Consider the following 24,584-nt stretch of genomic DNA (forward strand, 5'->3'; position numbering starts at 1 on the left):
TCGAAACGGAGGCGCTCATTGCCGAGCGCAGAGGGTGATTCACCTTCGTGTCCGCGGGTCCGTCGGCGGTGGCCCGCTAGTTGTGGGCCGGCTAGTTCTGGCGCAGCGTGCCCGAGATGGTGCCACCGAGCGCGCCGGGAGTGCGGTAGGACAGGGTGCCGTCCTGGCGCAGGGTGATGGTCGAAGCCTTGCCGTCGTCGGTGCAGTCGCTCGCACCGCCGGAAAGCCTTGCGGTGAAACCGAGTTCGGTGGCCGTCGCGGTGTCGAGCCGTTCGGTGCGCTCGCAGCGGGTGCCGAAGGTCGTGCCGATGTTCGCGGAGGTGGCGACCTCGTCGCCGACGGCGCCACCGTGAATACTCAGCTCGATGTCGAAGGCGACCATGCCATCTTGCGCGGTGCCCTGCCAATCGCCGACGAACGCCGCGGGCACTTCTGTGCTGGCCGGGCCAGCAGATCGCCGCACGGTGCTGCTCGGTGCGTCGACGGTGGTCAACGGTGATTGATCGGGAGTGGTCGCGGCGTTGTTGTCCCGCAACTGCGTCCCGACGACGAACGCGGCGGTGGCCACGGCTACGGCGACAAGTACCGCACCCGCGCCGAGCGCGACCCGAGCGCGGGTGCCGATGCTGTTTCCGGGCGGGGTGGGCCGACCGGGGATCATGCTCGCGCGGTCGGTGTGCGCCGAGGCCGAATACGTCGGTGGACCAGCTGGTGGCCCGAGCCGCACATGCGTCGTGGTTGCGCGTGATGGGTCCGGTGGATCGCGGCGGTCCTGTGTGGTGGTTGAGAGTGCCTGGTTTGGTGAGTGTGGATCGCGGTGGTCTTGTGTGCTGATCGAGGGTGAGTGGTTCGGTGAGTGTGGATCGCGTCGGTCGTGCGACGTGATTGCGTGTGACAGGTCTGCCGGGGGCGGCTCTCCCCGGTCTTGTGTCGTGGTCGAATGTGACGGGTCTCGTGCTGGCACCGCCGCGTTCGAGCGCGACGGGTCGGTCGACGTTGCCCTGGTAGTGGACCCAGTCGGCATTCCAGCCTCGGGTGGTGTCTCGAGGTCGAGCAGCAGCGCCATGCGTCTGCCGATCTCCGCCACCGCGGCGCCGGGTAGCCAGCCGCCACGCTCGGACGGGCCGAGCCGCGCCAGCTCGGCGACGATGTCGCTCGGCGTCGGTCGCGCGGCCGGGTCCTTCGCCAAACACGCGGCCGCCAAGGGGCGCAACGAGTCGGGAAGGCCGTCGAGTCGCGGCGGTTCGTAGACGACCCGCCAGAGCACCCGCATCATCTCGTCGCCACCGAAGGGGCCGTGCCCGGTCGCCGCGAAGACAAGCACACCGCCCAGCGCGAACACATCGCCCTCGGGGCCGACGGGCTCGTTGCTCGCCTGCTCGGGACACATGAACGCCGGTGAGCCGACGACCTTTCCGGTCGTGGTCAGCACGCTGTCATCGACCGCGCGGGCGATCCCGAAATCGATCACCCGGGGGCCGTCGAGAGTCAGCAAGACATTCGAGGGCTTGAGATCGCGGTGGATCACTCCGGCCGCGTGGACGGCGACCAACGCTTCGGCGAGGCCACGGGCGAGCACCACCAGCGAATCGCGCGAGAGCGGTCCGTAGCGCTCGACCGCCTCGGTCAGCGAAGGTCCCGGCACATAGCCGGTGGCGAGCCACGGCGGATCAGCGTCGACGTTCGCGTCGAGCACCGGCGCGGTGAACTTGCCGTCGACACGTGCGGCGGCCGCGACCTCGCGGCGAAATCTCGCACGGAATTCGTTGTCGCCCAACAAATCCGGGCGTACCACCTTGACAGCGACGGTGCGTCCACCCGCACTGCGCCCGAGATACACCCGGCCCATACCACCGGATCCGAGCAGGCCGAGGATGCGGTAGTCGCCGATCCGCGTCGGATCATCCACGCCGATCGGTCGCATCGCTCGGTCGTCCCTTCCCATCCTTCGAACCCAAGCAGAGTACCCAGCGGGGAGCAGCACGCTCGCCCCGCCGGTCGGATCTGCCCCGATCTCAGCTGGCGACGCTGGGGACCGGCGTCGCGACGCCCTGGCGCAGCCGCCGGGCCAGCAGGTAGGCCGCGATCGCGGCGGGCACATTCATCAGCACCCCGTATACCGCGGGCGGCACTGCCATCGCTTCACTGTGCAGCACGGATCCGGCGACGGCGATCGCGACGGCGGCATTGTGCACGCCGATCTCCATGGCCGAGGCAATCGCCTGATCGGTGTCGATCGAGAACAGTCGCGGCACGAAATAGCCGATGAGCAAGCTCAATGTGGACAGCAGCAGACATATGGCGCTGAGTGTGCCGATGTTCTCGGTAAGGGTGTCGAAGTTCTTGGCGACCGCGGCGACCACCACCAACGCCAACACCACGATCGACACGATCTTGACTGCTCCGCGCATGCGTTGCGCCCACGCGGTGAATCGGTGGTGCACCAGCATGCCGATCGCGGCGGGGATCAGCACCACCGCGAACACCTGGGCGAACTTGTCCGGGCGCAGGCCGACCGCGGCGTCGTCGTCGAGAAACAGCGTCGAGCCGAGCGCGACCACCAACGGCAAGGTGAACACCGCGAGCACCGAATTGATGGCGGTGAGCGTGATATTCAGCGCCACATTGCCCCCCGCGATATGGCTGAACAGGTTCGCCGACGGCCCGCCGGGGGAGGCCACCAGCAGCAGCATCCCCACCGCGAGCGCACCGTGCAGCCGGAACAAGGAGATCAGCCCGAGGCAGATCACCGGCAACACGATCATCTGACACACCAGCGCGATCACTGCCGCCTTCGGAAAGCGCAGTACCCTCGCGAAATCGCCGACGGTCAAGGTGAGCCCGAGCCCGAACATCACCAAGGCGAGGGCGAGCGGAAGAAACACCGCGAAAGCCGTTGAACCCATGCTGGTCTCCTCCCGTGCCGACGCGCATCGGCAGATATCGTCGGCTCGACGTTAGCCAGCGCAACCGGCACCGGACAACCGCAATCGTGCGGCGAGTGCGGGTGGCACAGCAACAGCCTCGCCGCTAATCCGTAACGACGGTGTTTGTTCGCGCGCTGCGCCGGGCTTGTTCGAGGACGCGCAGGGCCGCCGACGCTTCGGCGGGTGGCACAGCAACAGCCTCGCCGCTAATCCGTAACGACGGTGTTTGTTCGCGCGCTGCGCCGGGCTTGTTCGAGGACGCGCAGGACCGCCGACGCTTCGGCGGGTGGCACAGCAACAGCCTCGCCGTCCAATAGTGCTGCCGCGAGCGCGGTGTAGAACGCGGGGTAGTCGCCTGCCAGCGTCGGAACCGGCGTGAAATCGGGGGCCGCGCCGAGGATGCCGTAATCGCCGGGATCTACCAAGCCCCAAGGGTTTCCGTCGTCGGGACGGCGGCCGGAGCGCAGTGCCGCTTCCTGTGGGTCGAGACCGTAGGTGAGGTAACCCGCTTCGGAGCCGAGTACCCGAAGGCGCGGGCCGAGTTGCGGCGCCACCGCACTGGCCCACAGGTGTGAACGCACCCCGTTGGTGTGGGTGAGCGCGACGAATACATCGTCGTCGGTGCTGATGTCTTGGCGTCGTCGATCGAGTTCGGCGTACACCGAGTCGACCGGACCGAACAGGGTGAGCGCCTGGTCGACGAGGTGGCTGCCGAGATCGAAAAGCAGCCCGGCACCGTCGGCGTCGGTGCCGACCTCACGCCAACCGCCCTTGGACACCGGCCGCCAGCGTTCGAAACGAGACTCGAAACGACGGATCTCGCCGAGGCTTCCGTTGTCGATCAGCCGTCGCGCGGTCAGGAAATCGCCGTCCCAGCGGCGGTTCTGGAAGACCGTCAACGCGACGTTCGCCCGCTCGGCGCGCGCGATGAGATCTTCGCACTCGGCGACCGTGACCGCGAGCGGCTTATCCACCACCACGGGCAGTCCCGCCTCGATGGCCCGCACGGCCAACGGTGCGTGTGCGCGATTCGGGGTGGCGATGACCACCAGGTCGTAACGTGCGGCGTCGGTGAACACCGCGTCGGCGTCGGCCAGCACGCGCACCCCGGGGTACTCGGCTCTCGCCTGATCAGCACGCTCGGCCGAGGAGGTCACGACGGCCGCCACCCGCATCCGTGGCTGTGCGGCGACCAGCGGCGCGTGGAATACCGATCCGGCCAGGCCGTATCCGATGATCGCGACGTCGAGTGTGCTCATGCCGGGAACGCTACCCGCGACGTGGTGGTGGTCTGGAAAACCGCGATTCCTCGCGCCGGGGCGCAGTGCGGCTGTGCTCACACATCGCCGAGTGGGCGGTACGGGATTCGCGGGATGCCGACCCCCTGTCTCGGGCATTGCGGCGCGTGGAACACCGTCATGACCGGCAGTGAGCGCCTGTTTGTAACGATCGAAGCCGACGCCAAGACATACCTTCCGACGTGCGCTGCACTACCCGGCGAAACCGAGTGCACGGCAACGTGTCTCGTCAGCGTGACACAGGTCGGCCGGAAGAGCAGCCGACGCTCGACCAGGTTTCGGAGGTGTCTGCGATGGACACCCTGTTTATGGTGAAAGTGAACCGGTTCGTCGCTGTTGACCACGGTACGAACCGGTCGGCAACCTGAAAGGGGATACCCGTGATGCGGCTACCTCGACCCGTCCTCGTCGGCTTGTTCGCCGGACTCACCGTTGTCGCGAGCGCGGGCTGCGCCGGCGCCGACACCTCGGCTGCCGCCGAGCAAACACCGATCGTGGCTACCAGCGAGATCTCCCAGGACTGCGGGGTCGATCTGGCCTCGCAGACCATCCAGGACGCCATCGCGACCCTGCCGACCGAACCACAGACCGGCCGAGGCTGGTCGACCAACCCCGCGGGATTCCAGGGCAACTTCGACCCGTGCGCCACCCTGTCGACCGCGATCGTCTCGATCGAGGGCGCCACCGGCAGCTCACCGAACCACGTGCTGCTGTTCCACCAGGGTGAATACGTCGGCACCGCCACCCAGAAGGCCTACGGTCTCGTTTCTCTGGACGCCTCCGCGAGCACGGACGACACCGTCGTGATCGCCTACCGGGCACCCGGCACCTGCACAGCCTGCAACGACGGCGCCGTGACCACCGTCGGCTACCACTGGGACGGCACGAAGGTCGAGACGATCGGCACACCGCCGAACTGATCGCGGCTCAGCCGTATTCGGCGGTGGGTCGCCGCGACCCAATCATCGCGCCGGGGCGAAGTATTCCTGTTCCGGGCGGCCGGTGCTGCCGTAGCGCAGTCGCATGCGGACGATGCCCTCGCCGACCAGCGTGGCGAGATACCGTTGCGCGGTGGCACGGGAAATGCCGATAGCTGCCGCGGCTTCCGCTGCGGACAAGGCCGCGCCGCTTTCGATAATCGAGTGCAGGACAAGGTCTTTGGTGGGGGACGTGGCGACCATGGCTGGCGTCGACGGCACCGAGGGCGGGTGTAGTGCGCGCAGAGCCGTTGCCACCGAAGCGCCGTCGACCTGCGGTGCGGACAGTAGCCGACGATACCGGGCGTACCCGGCGAGGCGGGTGGCCAGCTCGGTGGGCGGGAACGGCTTCACCAGGTAGCCGAGTGCGCCGCCCGAGACCGCGGCGCGCACGGTCACTGTGTCGGTCGATGCGGTGAGAACCATGCTGTCGCAGTGCAGTTCATGAACGAGATCGATACCTGAGCCGTCGGGAAAGTAGACGTCGACCAGCGCGAGGTCCACCGGTGTTCGTGTCAGGAGATCGCGCGCGGCGACGAGGGTGTTCGCGGTGCCGGCGACGGCGAATCCCGCCATCGCCTCGACGATCCCCGCGTGCAGGTCGGCGACCCGGAAGTCGTCGTCGGCGACGAGGACGGTCAGATCCGACGGGGCTGGCGTGGCCATGGCACCTCACTGTCGATCAGCACGCCCGGAATGCGGGCGATGAATTCGGCGCCGGTCAGCGGCGCGCTGCCGCCTCCAGCACTGGACAACCGCACGTCTCCGCCATGGGTGCGGGCGATCTGGCGGATCAACGCCAGCCCGACACCGCGCCCACCGGGTATCTCGTCGTCGACATGCGTTGAGGTGCCCTCGGTGAACAACACCTCGGCAACCTCGGGTGCGACACCGTCGGCACTGTCGGCGACGGTGATGTGCAAGGTCGAATCCTCTTGCACGAGTTCCACTTCCACCAGGCCGCCGGTATCGGCGGTGCCGCGCACGGCCTCGATGGCGTTGTCGAGCAGGTTGCCGAGCACGGTGGTGACGTCCACCGGGTCGGCGAGGCTGCCGTCCACCCAGGTGTTGGGGCCGAGTACGAGTTCGACGCCGTTCTCCCTGGCGTGCGCTGCTTTGGCGGCGAGGAAGGCTTGCAGGTAGGCGTCGTGGATGGCGTCGATGCCCGGTGTGGCCGCACCCAGGGGGCCTGCGCCGATCAGCTCGTCGATCGAGCGCGCGGCCTCCTCGGTGTGTCCACCGTGCAGCAGTCCGCTGACCAGGTGCATTTTGTTGGAGAATTCGTGGCGTTGCGCGCGCAGCACGGTGCTCATCGACTGCACGGCGTCGAGTTGGCGGGTGAGTGCCTCCACGTCGGTGCGGTCGCGGACGGTGAGTACGGCGCCGAGGTCGTGACCGTCGTGGGTCACCCTGCGCGCGGAGATGACCACGATGTGCGAACCGACCGTGGCCGTGGTCGGCGCTTCGGCGAGGCCGCGGAAGATCTCGAGCACCCTCGGCGTGAGCCCGACCGCTTCGACCGGCTGCCCGATCGGCGCGTCGATGCCGAGCAATCGGCTGGCCTCGTCGTTGACGAAGGTGATGCGCCATCCGGCGTCGACGGCGAGCACGCCGCGCCCGATGCCGTGCAGTACCGCCGCCTGACCACGCACCAACTCCGCGAGTTCCGCGGGTTCGAGGCCGAGGGTGAGTCCGCGCCAGCGACGAGCGAGCAAGATCGAACCGGCGATGCCGACGGCCAGCGCGAGCGCCACCAGGATCCCGGCGGTCCGCAGGTCGTCGAGCAGCTGATCGCGTACAGCGCCGGTGCTGATCCCGACGCTCACCTGTCCGACTACGCGGTCCGAATCAGGTGCGAGCACAGGGACTTTCGCGCGCACAGAGTCGCCGAGGGTGCCCTCCTCCTGGACGATCACCTCGTGTCCGGCGAGCGCGTCGGAGGGATCGGTACTCACGTGCTCGGCCAAGCGGCCTCGATCGGGGTGGGCCAGGCGCATGCCGGAGTCGTCGGTGATCACCACGAACAGGGCGTCATTACGGACGGTGGCGTCGACGGCGAGCTGCTCCAGCGGGCCTTCGGCCAGCGTGCGCCGCGTCCGCGGATCGGTGCCGATGTCGCCGGGTGCGTACCCGGCGACGCCGAGGCGCACGGCGGGGTCGGCGGCGACGGTCCTGGCGACCGCGAGCGCGCGCTGGCCGAACGCGTCGTGCAGCCGCTGATCGCTGACGTAGCCGAAGACCGCGAAGGTGACACCGAGGGTGAGCGTGACAACCACGATCTGCAACAGCAGAACCTGTGTACGCAACCGCAAGGCCGGTGCCGCTTCGATGGCCATGGCCGGAGCATAAACCACGGCGATGGCGATGAGCAGAATGCGCAGAAACAGCGAATCCACCGTTTGCGCGGGTTGTGCGCACAAGCACTGAACTGTGGGCCCCGCCACATAGGTTCCCTCTATCTCGACTGTCAGGAATGAGGGCAATGACCGAACCACTCATCGAGCTGCGGAACGCGACGAAGCGTTTCCCCGGCTCAGGCGGCGGCATTCACACCGCCGTGAAGGATCTCGACTTCCAGGTAGCACCGGGCGAATTCGTCGCCGTGGTCGGCCCGACCGGGTGCGGGAAGTCGACCACGCTGTCGCTGGTGTCGGGTCTGGAACCCGCTTCGGCGGGACAGACGACCGTGCGCGGGCGTGCGGTGGACGGCATCCCCGAGGGTGTCGGCTACATGTTCCAGCAGGACGCGGTGCTGCCGTGGAAGAGCGTGCTGGACAATGTCGCGTTCGGTCCGAAGCTGCGCGGTGCCTCGAAATCCGAGGCGCGAGCGAAGGCTTCGGAATGGGTGCGCATCGTGGGCTTGGCCGGATTCGAGAGCTACTACCCCCACCAGCTCTCCGGCGGCATGCGCAAGCGGGTGTCGTTGGCGCAGACCCTGGTGAACGAGCCGGAGATCCTGCTGATGGACGAGCCGTTCAGTGCGCTGGACGTGCAGACGCGCCAACTCATGCAGGACGAGCTGCTGCGAGTGTGGGCGGGCACCGGTGCCGCGGTGATCTTCGTGACCCACGATCTCGAGGAGGCGATCGTGCTCGCCGACCGGGTGATCGTGATGACGGCGAGTCCGGCGACGGTGTGTGGCGACTTCACCGTCGGGCTCGAGCGTCCGCGCAGTGTCGAAGAGGTGCGCCTGACGCCCGAGTTCCGCGCGATCTACCAGGAGATCTGGCAGACGCTGCGCGATCAGGTCGAGGCGGCGCGAGCGAAGGGAGCCGACCGTGTCGCATGAGGTGACGACCCGCGCGTCGGAACCGGCCGAGGTGCCGGTACACGAAACCGAAGAACAGATCCTCGCACGCGTGCGAGGTAAGGCCAGGCAGGTGCGGCTGCGCACCTGGGGGCTGCGCCTGGCACTGATCGTGTTGTGGCTGGGCTCCTGGGAGCTCACGGCGACCAAGTGGATCGATCCGTTCTTCTACTCCAAGCCGTCGCTGATCTGGGAGCGGCTGATCGAATGGTTCACCGAGGGCACTCAATTCGGGTCGATCTGGTTGCAGATCTACACCACGGTGCAGGAGGCGGTGCTCGGCTTCGTCATCGGCACGGTCGCCGGTGTCGTCCTCGGCGTGCTGCTCGGCCGTAGCCGCTACTGGTCGGACGTGCTCGCGCCGTTCATCAAGGCGCTCAACGCCGTTCCGCGTATCGTGCTGGCGTCGCTGTTCATCATCTGGTTCGGTCTCGGCCTCAGCTCCAAGGTCGCGACCGTGGTGGTGCTGGTGTTCTTCGCGGTGTTCTTCAACGCCTTCACCGGCGCGCGTGAAGTGGACGGCAATGTCATCAACAACGCGCGCATTCTGGGCGCGGGACGTCGACAGGTGTTGGTGTCGATCGTGTTACCCAGTGCGACCACCTGGATTCTGTCCAGCCTGCACACCGCGTTCGGCTTCGCGTTGATCGGCGCCGTCGTCGGTGAATACGCCGGGGCCAGCAAGGGTTTGGGCCTGCTGATCAGCAACGCGCAGGGCACCTTCGACTCGGCGGGCATCTATGCGGGCATGATCGTGATCACCGTCATCGCGTTGCTCGCCGAAGGGTTGATCGGCGTCGCGGAGAGCAAGTTGCTGCGATGGCGGCCTTCGCAGGCGAGCGCGAGTCAGGCGGTCTGAGCATGCGGTATTCGGCAAGCAAGTACCGCAGGCGGGTCGTCGCGGTGGTGGTGGTCGTCGCCTCGCTGCTGCTGGCGACCGGTTGTCGGGATTCGCGGCATATCCCGATGAAGGACGGTCGGCCGCAGATCACGATCATGGTCGGCGGATTGGAGAAGGTGATCTACCTGCCCGCGATGCTCACCGAACGTCTCGGCTATTTCGCGGACGCCGATATCGACGTCCAGTTGCTCGGCGAGCAGTCCGGCGCGACCGCCGAAACGGCGTTGCTTGCGGGCGATGTGCAGGGCGTGGTGGGTTTCTACGACCACACCATCGACCTACAGGCCAAGGAGCAGTGCATCCAGTCGGTCGTGCAGTTGGCGGATGTGCCGGGCGAAGTGCAATTGGTGTCCGCGCAAGACGCCGCGAGCATCACCTCGCCCGCCGATTTTCGCGGCAAGAACCTCGGCGTGACTTCGCTCGGCTCCTCGACCGACTTCATCACCCAGGCGCTCGCGGGGCAGGAAGGCATGTCCACCGAGGACTACACCAGGGTGAAAGTCGGTGCGGGCCAGACCTTTATCGCTGGCATGAATCACGACGGCATCGACGCGGGAATGACCACCGACCCGACTGTCGCGCAAATGGTGAACTCGGGTGAGGCCCGTGTCCTGCTCGACATGCGTACCGAGGAGGGCACCCGTGCCGCGCTCGGCGGCCTGTATCCGGCGGCGTCGCTGTATATGGGCTGCGCGATGATCGACGCGCATCCGGAGATCGTCGGCAAGCTCGCATCGGCGTTCGTGCGGACATTGGGCTGGATCAAGGCGCACACCCCCGAACAGATCGCCGAGAAGATGCCCGCTCAGTATGCGGGTGGGGATCCCGCCCTGTACGTCCAGTCGATCCGGGACTCGATCGGCATGTTCAACGGCGACGGCGTGATGAAAGCCGAAGGCGCGCGGAACGTGTTGGACATCCTCGGCAAGTACTCGAAGAACGTGCAGCCGGTACGCGATCGGATCGATCTGTCGAAGACCTACACGACACGATTCGTCGAGCAGGCCGCACGCGCGCCACAGTAGCGACGCGCGTGCGTGGCGTCGGCCGGTATCAGCTACCGGCCGACGCTGCTGCCTGTTCGGCCCCGGATTGGGTGGTTTCCCGCGCCGCCAGCTCCGACTTCCACTCCCGGAAGCCTTCCTCGGTGCGCCCGCGCCGCCAGTACCCCGAGATCGAGTTGGCCCATTGCGCGGAGATACCGCGTTCCTTGCGGATGTAGCGGCGAATGCCGTGCATGACCGCGTTCGCCTCGCCGTGCACGAACACCTGGACGTTGCCTTCCGACCACGGCGCGGCGCGGACGGTTTCCGCGAGCAGTTCGCCGGGTGCCTGCGTACCCCGGTGCAGCCAGGTCACCTCGAGCCCCGCGGGATTGCGCAGGGGCAGTTCGTCGTCGGGCCCGGCCACCTCCAGATACACCTGGCCCACCGCGCCCTCGGGCATGGCCTCCAGTGCGGCCGCGATGGCGGGCAGTGCCGATTCGTCCCCCGCGAGCAGGTGCCAGTCGGCGTCCGCGCGCGGCGAGTAGGCGCCACCGGGGCCGAAGGCGTCGATGGTGTCGCCCGGCTTCGCCGCGGCCGCCCACGGTCCCGCGATGCCTTCGGTGCCGTGGAAGACGAAGTCCGCGGCCAGCTCGCCCGCCTCGGTGTCCACCGAGCGCACGGTGTAGGTGCGCAGCACGTCGATACCGTCGCGCGGGAAGATGAACTTGACGTAGGAGTCGGTGAACTCGCTCGGCTGGAACGCGCTGAATCCTGGTCCGCCGAGGTAGACCCGGATCAGATGTTGGGTCAACCACTCCGTGCGCTGCACGGTGAACGTCGTGCGTGGTCGTGCCATGAGATGATCCTCCCGGTGTTCTTAATGTTCAAAATTAGTTAGGGTTGCCTTATAAACCCTACCTTGCCGTGATCGTGGCTCGGGCACGGCCGCCCTCGCCCACCATCCTCGTCGGCCCTGTTCGCGGCCGCATCCTCGGTGTAGGTGTGACGCGTAGACCCAGGGTCCGGTGGGTCGGCCGTAGGCGCGGGGTGTATTTCTGAACCGTGAACTTTTCGGGGCGTTGCACCCGGTTGCTGGCTCGTTACCCGGCGAATCGGTGGTCGTGGCGGTAGCGTGTCGATGTCTCGAGGCCGGTGGCTGTCCAATCGGCGTTCGAGTTCCATTCGGCGAGCGGACATTTCGGGTCCGACGCCACCGCGTGTCTGGGAAGGACCCACAAGTATGACAGCCTCCGACCGTCAGTTGACGGACGCTGGAATGGCCGGGACGCCGGGCGGCTCGCCCGAGTCCGGGCCCTCCGAAGGCTATTCGCGTGGACTGAATCCACGCACCATTCAGATGATCGCCATCGGCGGCGCGATCGGCACCGGCCTGTTCTACGGCGCGGGTGGCGCGATCGAGCAGGCCGGACCCGGCCTCATCCTGGCTTACCTCGCCGCGGGCCTGGTGATCTTCGTGATCATGCGGGCACTCGGTGAGCTGCTCACCTACCGCCCGGTCTCCGGCAGTTTCGCCGAATACGCGCACGAATTCGTCGGTCGCTACGCGGGCTTCGTCACCGGCTGGTCGTACTGGGCGGTGTGGGTCTCGACCTGCATGGCCGAGATCACCGTCGCGGGCAAGTACGTGCAGTACTGGTTCGATATCGCGCCGTGGATCACCGCGCTGGTGGTGCTGGCGGTGATGTTCTTCGCGAATCTGATCTCCGTGCGGCTGTTCGGCGAGGGCGAGTTCTGGTTTTCCACGATCAAGATCGTCGCGATCATCGGCATGATCCTGCTGGGTATCGGCGTGCTGATCATCGGCTTCGGCAACGCGGCCGACCCGACGGTCACCAACCTCTGGGCCGACGGTGGCGTGTTCCCGACCGGCTTCGGTCAGTCGCTGCTGGTGTTGCAGATCGTGCTGTTCGCCTACGTCGGTGTCGAACTCGTCGGCGTCACGGCGGGGGAGGCGCGGGAGCCGCGCAAGACCCTGCGTAAGGCGATCAACACGCTGCCGTTCCGGATCGGACTGTTCTACGTCGGCGCGCTCGTGGTGATCCTGTCGGTGTCGAGCTGGCGCAACTTCCACGAGGGCAAGAGCCCGTTCGTCGAGGTCTTCCAGCAGATCGGCATCCCCGGCGCCGCGGGCATCATCAATTTCGTGCTGCTCACCGCCGCGCTCTCGTCGTGCAACTCCGGTATCTACTCCACCGGCCGCATGTTGCGCACCCTCTCGCTGCACGGCGAAGCGCCCGGCGCCTTGCGCAAGCTCAGCTCGCGCGCGGTGCCGCACGTCGGCATCATCATCTCGGCGGGCGCCATGGTGATCGGCGTGATCGTCAATCTCATCTCCCCGGACAAGGCGTTCGCCTACATCACCTCGGTATCCACCATCGGCATCATCTTCGTGTGGGGCATGATCCTGGTCTGCCACCTGCTCTACCGCGCCAAGGTCGCGCGCGGTGAATTGCCCGCGAGCGATTACCGACTGCCCGGCGCACCGGTCACCACGGTGATCGCGCTGGCGTTCCTCGCGATGGTGGTCGTGCTGCTGTTCTTCACCGAGAGTGGGCGCACCGCCGTCGCGGTCGGTGTCGGCTGGGGCGTGCTGGTGACCATCGGGTACTTCGTGATGAAGGCGGTCGTGAACAACGACGCTGATACGCCGGTGGCGACGACCGATCACCGCTGACGCTCATTCGGTTCGCCGAAAACGACGTTCGTGCCGACCCACCATCGCGGTGGGTCAGCACGAACGTGTTGGCAGTTGTACCGGCGCCTGTGCGGTCACGGTTTTCGGGCCAACCGGAGTATCGACGGCGACCGCGTCACCGGCGGTGAGGCTGACCGTCGTGGACCGCCGCTCGATCCGCACCGTGAGCCTGCTGTCGCGAACGGCCAAGCCGCGCACGGTCATTCCGTCCGGAAAACCCGTGGGCAGCAGGGGATCCAGGCGCGGGCCCGCCTCGGTCCAGCGCAAGCCCGTCGGTCCATAGAGCAGCCCTTGCAGGAATTCCGCCGCACCGGTGACGAAGACCCGCGCGGACCCACCGACCGCGTTCGCGCCGGAGCGCTCGCCGCGCGCCTCGGAATGCAGGCCGTAGGGCTCCTGCGCGTACGGCACCACCGAGGCGTCGAGAAATCCCTGCGTACGGCACGGGTCGAGGCCGGAGCTCAGTATCGCGCCGACCGCATTGCTCATGTTCGGTCCGTCGGGATCAGTGCGGTCGAAGTAATAACGCATCGTCGCCTCGGGCGAATACCCCTGCGTGGCATAGTCGAACGGATAACTCAGCAGGACCGTATCGGCCTGCTTGATCGGGGCGCCGGTGTAGCCGAGGTATTCGGCGGGCACGCCGGGCGCGATGTCGCCGGGCATCGCCATATGCGCGGCGATATCGGCCCAGCGCGGGTCGACCGGTGCGCCGACCGTCGCGGCGGCCTCACTGGCGGTACGCATGGTGTGCATGACGCCGCCATTGGTGAGCGCGTTGTCGATCGAGGTCGCCACGTATTCGTCCGCACCGCCGACGGGCGCGTAGTGATACCGACCGTCGGGGAGTTTCGGTCCGATGCGTGCGGTGAGATAGTCGGCGATCGCCATGATCACGGGCGCGCCCGCCGTGCGCAACCACTGTTCGTCGCCGGTCGCCAGGTAGTACTGCCAATGCGCGAGCGCGATCTCGTTCTGCAAGTGCTCCTCGACCAGCCCGCATACCGCGGGCGAGGCGCACCGCTGGGCAGGTCCGTCGTCCCAGGGATACAGCGCGCCGGGCAGGCCGTAGGCGCGAGCGTTCGCCTTCGCCTGGTCGAGCGCGGCGGCGCGGAAGTCCACGATGGTGCGCGCGAGGTCGGGGTAGAGGGCGAGCAGCGTTGGGTAGATCCAGGTCTCGGCATCCCAGTAGGTGAGGCCGCCGTAGTCGTCGGAGGACAGCCCCGCGGGCTGCACCGACCACCGTTGTCCCGCACGCACACTGGCGAGGACCGAGTACAAAGCCGTGTGGATCCAGCGCCGGTAGTCGGCGCGCCCGGGTATCTCGATGCTCGGCTTCCACAACCGATCCCACTCCGCGACATGCTCGGCGTGCAGCTGCTCGAAGCCGTTCTCGTGTCCTTGCTCGGAAGCCGAGGTGGCAAGTTCCCTCGGGTCGGGGCCGTCCGGGGTGGCGGCGATACCGACATACTTGGTGAACGAATAGGATTGTCCCGCAGCGACATCAGTGTTGAGCCGCAGACCTTCCTCGACGGGAACACGGCGGGAGTCGTCGGGGGCGTCGAGGGTGGAGACGAGGAAGGCGGTGTCGGCGGTGCCGTCGGCCCGCACACCGACGGTGCTGCGGCCATCGACCGGGTCGGTCTCCCGCGCGATCGGCGTCACCCGACGGGCAGCGGTGGTGTCGAGCGAATCGGTGACGGCGAGTTCGCCGGAACAGCCGGGCGTCAGCGTCAGCCGTGCGACGGCGAGATCGGGCCGCGACCTGGAAACGAAGGTGTCGTAGCGCAATTCGACGTCGTGGTCGGCATCCGGCGACCAGGTGAGCTCGGTGGTGACCGTCGCGGACCGAAAGTCCATGGTCTGTCGGTAGTTTCGCACCGTAGCGGGATCGACGTCGGGACGGTAGGTGTGTCCGGCGACGTCGAGGGCGAAGCCCGACCACGCGGGCAGCGCGGCGATCACCTGGGTGTTGTTCCACGAACCCGGTTGGCGCGCGTAGAAACCCGCGAGATAGGTCCCGGTGTAGCGCGACTGCTCGAGCGGAAACGACGTATGGACGCCGGGCCCGTAATCGAAATACCCGCCCCCGCTCGGCGGCAGGACGGTACCTAGGTGTCCGTTGCCCAGATAGGGTGCCGCGTGAAAGTCGGTGGGTTCGAACGTCTCCGCGACCGACGACCACTCGTCGAGCGGCGCCGCCGAGGCCGGTAGCGTGCCGATGGTCACCGCTGGCGCGAACGTCATCGGAAGAACTGCGCAGGTCACAAGCACGCGAATCATCGACGGCATGGCCAAGACTGTATCCGCGGTAACGCTGCCTACCCGGCACCTTCGCCGCTCGGCGCGAGTGCCGGTTCGCGCAGGGGAGGGTCGAGTGTGCGTGCTGCTCGAGGCTGCGGCTTGAACCGGCTGGACACGGTGCGGGTCGGAGTGTCGGTCCGCTCAGGGATCGAGTGTGCGTGCTGCGTTCGTTGATGTGGTCGGGGCACCCACGCGTCCAACAAGAACACCGAGCCGCCCATGGCCAGCGCGTACGTAGTGCACCCGACCCAGGACAGGACTTCCCGATCCGGGTGCGGCACACCGGTTCTCGTGTCGATGGCGCTCGCACCGAAGAATCGTCGCCTGGTCGCGGCCGTCTTCGGGGCGTGGGGCGGGCCCGAGGGGGTCAGCCGGGTAGCGCGCCCGGCTTGCGGTAGCTGCGTGCGATGAGCGCCGAGCGCAGGTACCAGACACCCGAGGACTGGGACGGGTCGAATCCGGTGAGCTGGCCGACGCGCTTGAGTCGGTAGTCGACGGTGTTGGTGTGCACGTGCAGCGAACGCGCGGTGCGCTGACGGTTGAGGTTGTTGCTGATGTGGCGTTGCAACGTCTCCAGCAGTTCCGGGTGTTCGTCGAGCGGGTCCAAGAGGGTTCGCAACCGGTCGAGTCCCGGTCCCGGCCTGGTGAGTTGGTATTCCAACGCCAGGTCGTCGAATCGGTAGAGGCCGCGCATGCAGTGCAGGCGCTGCACCATGTCCAGCAGTTCGTGGGCCTGGTCGGCGGCGGAGGGTACCTCCGAGGGGGCCGCCTCGACGACGGCCGCGGTCACCGGAACCTGGGCGGCGTGGGTGAGGTGTTCGACGAGTGCGTCCAGATCCAGTGCGGTGACCAGCTTCTCGGGCAGCAGGATGGTGCCGCCGTCGACGCTGAGCAGCGCGAGCACGCCGTGGCCGCACTGTTTGGCGAGCTCGGCCTGCAACCGACGCAGCTTACGGCGGGCGACCACCTGCTGGTTGACGCGGGGATTGCGTTCCTCCGGATGCGGCGGAATCGTCACCGCCAGCACCGAATACGACGCCGCGATCTCGATGCCGCATTCGCGCGCCATGGTGGAGGTGGGGTGCCCGCCGAGCAGCGCCGAGGTGAGGGTGTGTGCGGCGGTATGGTGTTCGCTGACCACCGAACGCAATTCCTTGACGTAGGCGCGCGAGACGGTGGAGGTGATGGTGTCGAGTACCTCCAGCAGCCTACGGTTGATCGTCTTGAGGTTCTCGAAGTCGTCGGCGGTGGCATTGGCGAGGATCATGTCGAAACCGAGCTTGCAGCCCTCGTGTACGGCGTGGTGGATGGTGTCGATCGGGATGCCTTCGCGTGCCCACGCTCCCGCGGCATTGTGCAGTTGCTGTGTCTTCTCCGGAATGTCGCTGCCGTCGAGCATGCTGACGGCCAATTCGAGACAGACGCGGGTGATGGTGGTGATGTCACCGTTGATGGCTTCGCCGGGCAAAGTGCGGCAGGGAACGACGTTCTCGACGAAGTGGCCGACCATCGTGCGCGAGAGCGCCCACACATCCTGTAGTGACGAGGTGATCGGTCGCCCCGAAACGATGAGGTCCTGACGAGTGGTACTGGTGATGGTCATTGACAGACTTCCTTCCATCCCCGAGCTGAGCACATCACGCTAACCCGCGTGGTCGCGTCCCGAGGGGGTCCGCTACGGGTTCTGAGTTTTGTCGAACCGCGTGGCGGGAACGCTGTGACAGGTCATAAGGCCAGTTTCCGACTTCGAGGTTTCGAATTGTGGGTGCGGTTGGACCTCCGGTTGGTCGGCATGCCCGTTTTGCCCGGTGCATACGCGGGAGCTATGGGTTGTGACCCCGCACAACCGCGGTGGTGGCAGCGGCGCCCGCGCCCTGCATAGTTACTGGTGGGTAACGTTAGTGGCGGTAGGGAACTATCACAAACGGTGCCGCTACCTGTTCGTTCATTTGCCGAAAGCTCCCGGTCAGCTCGAAGGAGACCAGTTCAGCCCGTACCGTCGAATGCTGGAGGGCGACGCGGAGGGAGTGCTGATGAGCATCGGCCCGCACGACGAGGGTTGGGCTGGGATAGACCGGTCGAACCGAGTACCCGAACCCTCGGGGCTCGACCGGAACTTTATCGACCCCCACCCGCAACATAGTCCGGACGCCTTGCTGAAGGCAGGCTTCGAGCAGGCACTGGTTCTGGTGGACGCCGCGGAGGCGTCGGGCATCGTGGCACTCGGATGGTTCGAGCGCGCGGCCACCGAGTGCGCACTCGCCGGCATCCCGATCGAGGCGGTGCACGCGGTGGTGAGTGATGGCGTGACCGCCGCATTGCAACGTTGCGAAGACTCGGTAGTCACCGTCACCGTCGCGGAAGCCGACTGTGAGCGGGAACAGAGCGCCGAGCCCGAGCCGGACACCCTGTCGGGCTTTCTCGGCCTGCTGAATTCGGCGGTGTCGCGTGCCTACGCCGTGGCGACGCCATAGTGCGGCGGGCGGCCGCGGCGACATTGGGCAGGGCGACACGGAACGGCGACGCCGGGTAAATCGGCCACACTGGGTAAATCAGCACCGAGCAGATCGAAACCGTAAGGCCGCCAGGCGCTTACGGTTTCGATCTGCTCGGTGTGCGCTGTTTGTCGCGCGGTGCTGTTTGTTGCGGGAACCTACCCCTGCGCACCCGCGTTCGAGCCAGCGCTACGACTGGGTCTTGCGGTCCATCGCCTCTTTGAACGACGGCCACGAATTGTGCAGATACTGCTGCCAGTAACCCCAGGAGTGGGTGCCGGTGTCGCGGAATTCGAAGGTGGCGGGAATGTCCAACGCCGCGAGCCGATTCTGCAATTGCAGCGAGCACTGGCGCATCACCGCCTCCAACACACCACCACTGACCAGCTGACCGATCAGCGTCCCGCCGTTGTCGATATTCGGGCCGTCCAGCGTGTCCAACTCACCCGCCGTTCCGGTGCCCGCGGCCACGTAAATGGTGGTGCCGCGCAGCTTGTCGGCGTTCACGAACGCGTCGTTGGCCGCCCACGCCGGGTCGCTGCCGGGGCCCCACATGTTGTCGGGGTTGCCGTTCCAACGGGTAACGACCGCCTGGGTCATGGCCTTGCCCGCGGGATCGCTGGTCCCCACGCAACCACTGTAGGAACCGATCGCCTGGTAGGTCTCGGGTGCGGCGATCGCCAGCTGGAACACCGAGGTGGCCGACATCGAGATGCCGACGATGGAGTTGCCGCCCGAGCCGTGGAAGGCGCTGTCGATGATCGGCGTCAGTTCGTCGACCAGGAAGGTTTTCCATTGCTGGCGTCCGAGGTCGGGATCGTCGGCCTTCCAGTCGGTGAAGTAGCTGCCCTCGCCGCCGACCGGGATCACCACATTGACCTGCTTGTCGGCGAAGAAACCGTCGACGTCGGTCTTGGTGTGCCAGTTGCTGCCCTCGGTACCACCGCTGCCGCCGTTGAGCAGATACAGCGTGTGCGCGGGGGCCGAACCGTCGGGTGCGGGGAGCACCTTGAGCGTGATGTTTTTCGCCATGGCCTGCGAATACACCGTCACGTCCAGCATCCGCCCCTTGTCCGGCTTGACGGCGACCAGGTGCGAGGTGTCCGGCGCGGGCAGGGCGGCGGCGGTCAGCTCCGGGATGCTGACGGGTGCCTGGTGCTCGGACGGCTGCGCGCCAGCGGCGTTCGGCAACGCCGCGGTCAGTCCCACGGTTACCAGTATCGGCATGACGCGGCATGCGCGACGGGCGATCCCGTTGCGGGACTGCCTTGTGGCACGGTCGAGCACTCGACGCCTCCTCGGGGGTGTTTTCGGTGGTCTTGGCTGTGCGCGTAGAACGGTATGTCGCAATCCAAGAGTGCGACAAGCGGTTTCATGGGTTATTAGGAGATACGACCAGTGCGCCATCTTTCGCTCTGGGTCGGATCACAAGATTTCCTCGGCCGCATGGCGATCGGGTGAGTGATGTCGTTAACTCGGTGATCGTGGTGGTGTCGATCGGCGTGATCGTCGACTACCACCGGCAGCCGGTTCTGCTCGGAACAACGTTGAGCACCTCGGTGTGCGACGCGACCTCGGGATCGTGCTGCCGGGCCTGGTGTTTTCGAACGGTGACAACCGCTCGACGGCACCCTCCCGCTGCGCGAATCGAGGGCATCTGTGGTCAATTTCGGGTTCATCGATGAATGGCGACCCAATCCCGGCAAGCTCACCAGCTGGTCGGTTACCCCACAATCGCTCGAGGCGGCGATGCGTGCCCCTCGGCATGCGACACCACCGTCGCACCAGCAGGAGGAATACCTGCGCACGGCGTACCGGACCGCAAGTCCGCAGTGGCGCGGATCGCGGCTGTGTACGGTCGTATTCACCGTGCCGGGTGTCGCCGACCTCGACGCGCTGACGCAGACCTTCAACGCGTTTCTGCGTCGTCACGACACGTTCTCCAGCTGGTTCGCCCAGCGCGACGATGGGAGCATCGTCCGGCACGTGATCGATCCCGACATCATCGATGTCGCGCCGACCGAGCACGGCTACCTGGACTCGGTCGAGGCGATCCATGCCCAGGTGGAGTCGGGGACCCCCAATGCCTTGCGATGGGATTGCTTCACCTTCGGTGTGATCGAGCACGAAGGGTCGTTCACCCTCTACGGTGCGGTGGACCATCTGCACACCGACGGCATGGCGCAGGGTCTGACCTGCGTCGATCTGCTGACCCTCTACGGCAACGTGCTCTCCGCTGGCAAGGCGCCCTCGGCGCCGGTGGACGGCCACATCGCCTTCAGCGAACGCGAACGCGCGGCCACCGCACAGCTGACGTGGGACTCCCCGAAGATCAAGACCTGGGTGGATCTGTTGCAGCGCAACGGTGGTGACATTCCCGGTTTTCCCGCCGATCTCGGCGTGACGGACGAGACCACCAACAGCGGAAGCGCCTTCCTCGACATCGAACTCGCGACCGAGGGACAGATGCTGCGGTTCGAGCAGGTCTGCGCCGAACATGGCGGCCGGTTCATCGGCGGATTGTTCGCAGCGCAGGCGCTCGCCGAGGCCGAACTCTCGGGCAACGACTGGTATTTCGGGCTCACCCCGGCCAATACCCGTGCCACCTCGGGGGAGGCGGGCTCGGTGGGTTGGTACACGAGCCTCGTGCCGGTCGCCTTCGACGTCGCGCCGCAGGCGAGCTTCTCCTCGCTCGTTCCCGTCGCGCAACAGGCGCAGGAGTCGGGCAGGGAACTCAACGATGTCTCGCTCTACCGCGCGTTCGAGCTGGTCACCCCGGACAGTGGCATTCGAACCAGGCCGGGTTGGTCGGCTCGCATGTTGTCGTTCGTCGATGTGCGCAAGATGGAGGGGGTGGAGATGTTCGACAAGATCGACGGCGGATTCTTCGCCAGCCGAGGCAATTCCACCGAGGTCTACATCTGGGTCAACCGGTTCATCGATGTGACCAAGCTCAGCGTGATGTTCCCCGACACACCGCAGGCGCACGCGGCGATCGGGCGGTTCCAGGAGATCTTCCGTGGCATCTTCGCGACGGTCGCCGCCGAAGGGGACTACGCGATGCGGGTCGATGTGCTGTCATGATCACCCCGCCGGCCGAATCGGCCGGTTCCGAGGTCGTTGAGCGGGCGCCCGGCATCACGGCCGCCGCCTGGGGTGCGTTGGGTGCGTGCCTGATCGCGGTGTTCATGCAGATGCTCGATCTGACCATCGTCAATACCGCGCTGCCGAGTATTTCCGAGGACATCGACGCGCCCGGTTCGGCGCAGGTGCTGGTCGTGACGCTCTACAGCCTCACCTTCGCCTGTTCGCTGATGACGGCGGCACGCATCGGCGACCTGGTCGGACGCCGCAGGATGTTCTCCAGCGCCATCGTCGCCTTCGTGCTCGCCTCGGTCTGGTGCGGTCTGGCCGGTGGTGCGACCGAGCTGGTCGTGGCCAGAGGGTTCCAGGGGGTCGCGGCGGCGGCGATGTCGGCGCAGACCATCGCGATCATCAGCCATTCGTTCCCGAAGGCCAAGCAGCCCATTGCCTTCGGCATCTACGCGGCGGCCTCGGGCCTTGCCGCGGTGATCGGTCCGATGTTGGGCGGTGTGATCATCGCGATGAATCCGTTCGGGCTCGGTTGGCACGCGATCTTCCTGCTCAACGTGCCGCTGGGCCTGATCGGTTTCGTACTGGCTCGCCGCTACCTGCACGTGGGCCGACAGGCCACGCACGAGCGACTCGACCTGGTGGGTGTCGCGTTGTCCATGGCCGGGACACTGCTGGTGATCTACCCGTTGGCCGTCGGCAGGGAGAACGGTTGGGCGCCAGGGTATTTCGTGCTGCTCGGCGTGGGTGTGCTGGTGTTGACGGTATTCGTTGTCCAGCAACGCTGGTACGCCCGAACGGGCGCGATCCCCTTGCTGCGCGGCGAGTTGTTCCGCGATCGGACCTTCTTGATCGGTGCGATCACGACGGCGGTGTTCTTCGGGATGTTCGCCGGGTTCCTGTTCACCGTGTCGGTGACCGCGCAGGACGGGCTGCACTTCACCGCGATGCGCACCGGACTGACCATGGCGCCGTTCGCGGTCGGCGCGGTGATCGGCGCGGTCGGCTCGCCGTTCGTCGTCGCACGACTCGGTCGTCGCGCGGCGACCGTGGGTGTTGGATTGTTCGCGATCGGGATCACCTGCGTCGCGGCGACGATCACTCCCTCGGACGCCACCGTTTCGCTTCGGGAGTTGAGTGGCTCGGTGTTCCTCGCCGGAATGGGGATGGGGCTGCTGGTTTCGGCATTGCCCGCACTGATGTTGAGCAGGGTGGAGGAGCAGACCACCGGCTCGGCGTCCGGAATCGTGCCGACGATCCAACAGATCGGCAGCGCGGTCGGGCTCGCGGCGATCAGTGTGCTCTTCTTCCATCAGGTCGGCGGCGCCACCCCCGAGTCGACCGAGCGCGCGGGAGTCGTTCTCGCGCAACGGTTGACCGAATCCGGCGTGCCCGCCGGGTCGCATGCGAGCGCGGTCGACGGGTTCACCGAGTGCGCGCGACGCGCGCTGACCGCACCCGCGCCGCGCCTGCGGGCCGACACCTGCGTCGGCTCGTCGGCGGTCGGGGCCGCCGACCTCGACGCGGCGGGACGCCAGGCTGCCGGGCAGACCTTCCTCGGTGCGTTCACCCTGGTGCTGTGGGTGGTCGCGGCACTGTCGTTCGCCACGACCGTGCTCACCCTGTGGTTGCCGCGCGCGAGTGGGAGCCGGGCATGACCGAGGCGAAATCAGCAGCGCCCGTTGACGCTGACACTGCGGGCGACCCCGATGCGGCGGTGTCTGGCGCGGTGGTGTCCGGGGTAATGCCAGGCGCGGTGGTGTCCGACACGGCGGGGCCTGGCACGGGAGCCTCTGACGTGGCGGTGTCCGGCGCGGTGGTGCGAGGCGCGGTGGTGTCCGACACGGCGGGGCCTGGCACGGTGGTCTCTGACGTGGCGGTACCCGGCGCGGTGGTGTCCGACATGACGGGGCCTGGCACGGGAGTCTCTGACGTGGCGGTGTCCGGCGCGGTGGTGCGGGGCACGGTGGTGTCTGACATGACGGGGCCTGACATGACAGGGCCTGACATGACAGGGCCCGGCACCAAAAAAATATCCACAGCGCTGCCCGCGTTCGCTTGGTGGCCGGTGTGCGTGGTCGTCGCGGTGACGGCGCTCGTGCTGCTGGCGCGTGCCGGGCGTTACGGCTTCTTCGGCGACGAGTTGTACTTCCTGTCCGCGGGTCATCGGCTCGCGGTGAGCTATGTCGATCAGGGGCCGCTGGTGCCGTTGATCGCACGAGCTGCCGACCTGATCGCGCCGGGATCGACTGTCGTGCTGCGTATTCCGGCGATCGTGGCCAGTGTGGTCGCGGTCGTTGTCGCGGCGGCGATCGCCAGGGAACTCGGCGGCGGACGCGCGGCGCAGACACTGGCCGCGTTGGCCTATGCGAGCTGTCCTTTTCTGGTCACCCAGTCGGCGACACTGTCGACGTTCGCGTTCGACACCACCTTGTCGGCCGCCATCGTCCTGGCGTTGGTGCGCTGGACCAGGACACGCGGGGACCGCGCGTTGCTCGCCGTCGGCGTCTTGGCGGCGCTGGATATGCAGGTGAAGTTGTTGGTGCCGATCCTGCTCGCCGGAATCGCGCTCGGCGTTCTGGTTTTCGGCCCGCGCGCGGTCCTGCGCCGACCCGCGCTCTGGGCCGCCGCCGCGGTATTCGCGGCCGCCTCGGCACCTGGGCTGCTGTGGCAGGCGGGGCACGGATGGCCGCAACTCGGTATGAGCGCGGTGATCCGGGCGGAGCAACGCGCGGCGATGGGTGGCGCGCTCGGGTTGCCGGTGCAGCTGGCGACGCTCGTCGGGCTGCTCGGCGGGCTGCTAGCGCTCTACGGTCTGTGGAAACTCTTGCGCGACGGGCGGTTCCAGCCATATCGGTGGGTGCTCGGCGCGGTGCTGGTGCAACTCGTGTTCGTCGTGGTCGCGGGCGGGCGCCCGTACTATCTGGCGGTCGTGCTGCCGGTGGTCTTCGCCGTCGGCGCCGTGGCCGCGGCGGATCGGTTGTCGAGCCGATGGGCTCGGCTCGGCTCGGCGTGTGTGGTCGCCGTCTCGGTGGCGATCACGCTGACGGTGGTGCTCGGCCTGCCGCGTCCGCTCGACGGACTGCGCACGCCCACCGAGACCCAAGCCGAATTATCTACCAGAATGCGGACATTCGGTACCACCGGTTGGCCGGAACTGGTCGACACCGTCGAGGCCGCCTATCGCGGTCTCGATCCCGACAAACGGGCGCGAACCGTGATCGTCGCCCAAAACTATTGGCAGGCAAGCGCGATCGACCGGCTCGGTGCCGACGGTCTGCCCGCGGTCTACAGTCCCAACCGCGGATTCGCCCGCTTCGCCACCCCGCCCGATGCCGCGACGATCGCGCTGTACGTCACCGCCGGTGATGCCGAAGCGCGGCTGCGCCAGAACTTCTCGCGGCTGGAGCCGATCGCTGGCCTGGACGACCCGCTCGGATTCCCGGGAATCACCCGGCATGTCACGGTGTGGCGCTGCGAGCGCCCCATCCGGAACTGGGCCGCCATCTGGGCGGCGACGACCACCGACGTTCTCGACCCCGGTCTGTGAGCGTCGGACTCGGCAACTGAAAGGAACACC

Annotated in this window: 18 protein-coding genes; 9 read left to right on the top strand and 9 right to left on the bottom strand. The window is 67.1% G+C overall.

All coding sequences use genetic code 11. The annotated features are described in order from the left end of the window. Positions 1–91: 91 nt before the first annotated feature. The 3 genes from ABEA50_RS22215 to ABEA50_RS22225 all read right to left on the bottom strand — a co-directional run bounded on the left by ABEA50_RS22215 (position 92) and on the right by ABEA50_RS22225 (position 4,186). A complete protein-coding gene (locus ABEA50_RS22215) occupies positions 92–1,945 on the bottom strand; it encodes a protein kinase domain-containing protein (protein WP_345497593.1) in 1,854 nt (617 codons plus the stop codon). Between the two features lie 70 nt (positions 1,946–2,015). Beyond that, complete coding sequence (locus ABEA50_RS22220) at positions 2,016–2,906, bottom strand: bile acid:sodium symporter family protein (RefSeq protein ID WP_345497595.1); 891 nt, start codon at positions 2,904–2,906, stop codon at positions 2,016–2,018. A gap of 227 nt (positions 2,907–3,133) precedes the next feature. Continuing rightward, positions 3,134–4,186 (bottom strand): Gfo/Idh/MocA family protein, encoded by a 1,053-nt coding sequence (locus ABEA50_RS22225; protein WP_345497596.1) that lies wholly within the window; start codon positions 4,184–4,186, stop codon positions 3,134–3,136. Between the two features lie 422 nt (positions 4,187–4,608). On the opposite strand from ABEA50_RS22225, the gene ABEA50_RS22230 reads away from it, so the two are divergent. Then, a complete protein-coding gene (locus ABEA50_RS22230; protein ID WP_345497597.1) occupies positions 4,609–5,145 on the top strand; it encodes an LppP/LprE family lipoprotein in 537 nt (178 codons plus the stop codon). Between the two features lie 42 nt (positions 5,146–5,187). Here ABEA50_RS22230 and ABEA50_RS22235 read toward each other — a convergent pair whose 3' ends face one another. Next, positions 5,188–5,868: a response regulator gene (locus tag ABEA50_RS22235; protein ID WP_345497599.1), complete on the bottom strand. Its 681-nt coding sequence runs from the start codon at positions 5,866–5,868 to the stop codon at positions 5,188–5,190. Continuing rightward, positions 5,841–7,538 (bottom strand): sensor histidine kinase, encoded by a 1,698-nt coding sequence (locus tag ABEA50_RS22240; protein ID WP_345497715.1) that lies wholly within the window; start codon positions 7,536–7,538, stop codon positions 5,841–5,843. Before ABEA50_RS22240 ends, ABEA50_RS22235 begins: the two co-directional genes overlap by 28 nt. Positions 7,539–7,684: 146 nt before the next feature. On the opposite strand from ABEA50_RS22240, the gene ABEA50_RS22245 reads away from it, so the two are divergent. From ABEA50_RS22245 to ABEA50_RS22255, 3 genes are read left to right on the top strand one after another with little or no spacing between them, the layout of a single operon-like run. Then, the gene (locus tag ABEA50_RS22245) at positions 7,685–8,491 is read left to right on the top strand and encodes an ABC transporter ATP-binding protein (RefSeq protein ID WP_345497601.1); all 807 of its coding nucleotides are present in this window, start codon (positions 7,685–7,687) and stop codon (positions 8,489–8,491) included. After that, entirely contained in the window at positions 8,481–9,368 is an 888-nt protein-coding gene (locus ABEA50_RS22250; RefSeq protein WP_345497603.1) for an ABC transporter permease, read from the top strand. Before ABEA50_RS22245 ends, ABEA50_RS22250 begins: the two co-directional genes overlap by 11 nt. Beyond that, entirely contained in the window at positions 9,329–10,435 is a 1,107-nt protein-coding gene (locus ABEA50_RS22255) for an ABC transporter substrate-binding protein (RefSeq protein ID WP_345497605.1), read from the top strand. Before ABEA50_RS22250 ends, ABEA50_RS22255 begins: the two co-directional genes overlap by 40 nt. A 28-nt stretch (positions 10,436–10,463) precedes the next feature. Here the strand turns inward: ABEA50_RS22255 and ABEA50_RS22260 are convergent, their stop codons facing one another. Then, a complete protein-coding gene (locus ABEA50_RS22260; RefSeq protein WP_345497607.1) occupies positions 10,464–11,252 on the bottom strand; it encodes a siderophore-interacting protein in 789 nt (262 codons plus the stop codon). 420 nt (positions 11,253–11,672) lie between these two features. Here ABEA50_RS22260 and ABEA50_RS22265 point away from each other — a divergent pair, with 420 nt between their 5' ends. Further along, positions 11,673–13,091 (top strand): amino acid permease, encoded by a 1,419-nt coding sequence (locus ABEA50_RS22265; RefSeq protein ID WP_345497716.1) that lies wholly within the window; start codon positions 11,673–11,675, stop codon positions 13,089–13,091. Between the two features lie 54 nt (positions 13,092–13,145). On the opposite strand, the gene ABEA50_RS22270 is transcribed toward ABEA50_RS22265, so the two are convergent. Together ABEA50_RS22270 and ABEA50_RS22275 are read right to left on the bottom strand one after the other, a co-directional pair. Further along, complete coding sequence (locus ABEA50_RS22270) at positions 13,146–15,404, bottom strand: glycosyl hydrolase family 65 protein (RefSeq protein WP_345497608.1); 2,259 nt, start codon at positions 15,402–15,404, stop codon at positions 13,146–13,148. A gap of 379 nt (positions 15,405–15,783) precedes the next feature. After that, positions 15,784–17,019: a PucR family transcriptional regulator gene (locus ABEA50_RS22275; RefSeq protein ID WP_345497609.1), complete on the bottom strand. Its 1,236-nt coding sequence runs from the start codon at positions 17,017–17,019 to the stop codon at positions 15,784–15,786. Positions 17,020–17,449: 430 nt separating this feature from the next. On the opposite strand from ABEA50_RS22275, the gene ABEA50_RS22280 reads away from it, so the two are divergent. Beyond that, the gene (locus tag ABEA50_RS22280; protein ID WP_345497611.1) at positions 17,450–17,890 is read left to right on the top strand and encodes a hypothetical protein; all 441 of its coding nucleotides are present in this window, start codon (positions 17,450–17,452) and stop codon (positions 17,888–17,890) included. Positions 17,891–18,100: 210 nt separating this feature from the next. Here the strand turns inward: ABEA50_RS22280 and ABEA50_RS22285 are convergent, their stop codons facing one another. After that, entirely contained in the window at positions 18,101–19,120 is a 1,020-nt protein-coding gene (locus ABEA50_RS22285; RefSeq protein WP_345497612.1) for an alpha/beta hydrolase, read from the bottom strand. Between the two features lie 450 nt (positions 19,121–19,570). On the opposite strand from ABEA50_RS22285, the gene ABEA50_RS22290 reads away from it, so the two are divergent. From ABEA50_RS22290 to ABEA50_RS22300, 3 genes are read left to right on the top strand one after another with little or no spacing between them, the layout of a single operon-like run. Beyond that, positions 19,571–20,995: a condensation domain-containing protein gene (locus ABEA50_RS22290; protein WP_345497613.1), complete on the top strand. Its 1,425-nt coding sequence runs from the start codon at positions 19,571–19,573 to the stop codon at positions 20,993–20,995. Then, positions 20,992–22,662: an MFS transporter gene (locus tag ABEA50_RS22295; RefSeq protein ID WP_345497614.1), complete on the top strand. Its 1,671-nt coding sequence runs from the start codon at positions 20,992–20,994 to the stop codon at positions 22,660–22,662. The genes ABEA50_RS22290 and ABEA50_RS22295 overlap by 4 nt, the downstream gene beginning before the upstream one ends. Next, positions 22,659–24,554 (top strand): ArnT family glycosyltransferase, encoded by a 1,896-nt coding sequence (locus tag ABEA50_RS22300; protein ID WP_345497616.1) that lies wholly within the window; start codon positions 22,659–22,661, stop codon positions 24,552–24,554. Before ABEA50_RS22295 ends, ABEA50_RS22300 begins: the two co-directional genes overlap by 4 nt. Positions 24,555–24,584 lie beyond the last annotated feature (30 nt).

Origin of the sequence: Nocardia callitridis, from assembly GCF_039543305.1 — a bacterium.
GTDB classification, from domain to species: Bacteria; Actinomycetota; Actinomycetes; order Mycobacteriales; family Mycobacteriaceae; genus Nocardia; species Nocardia callitridis.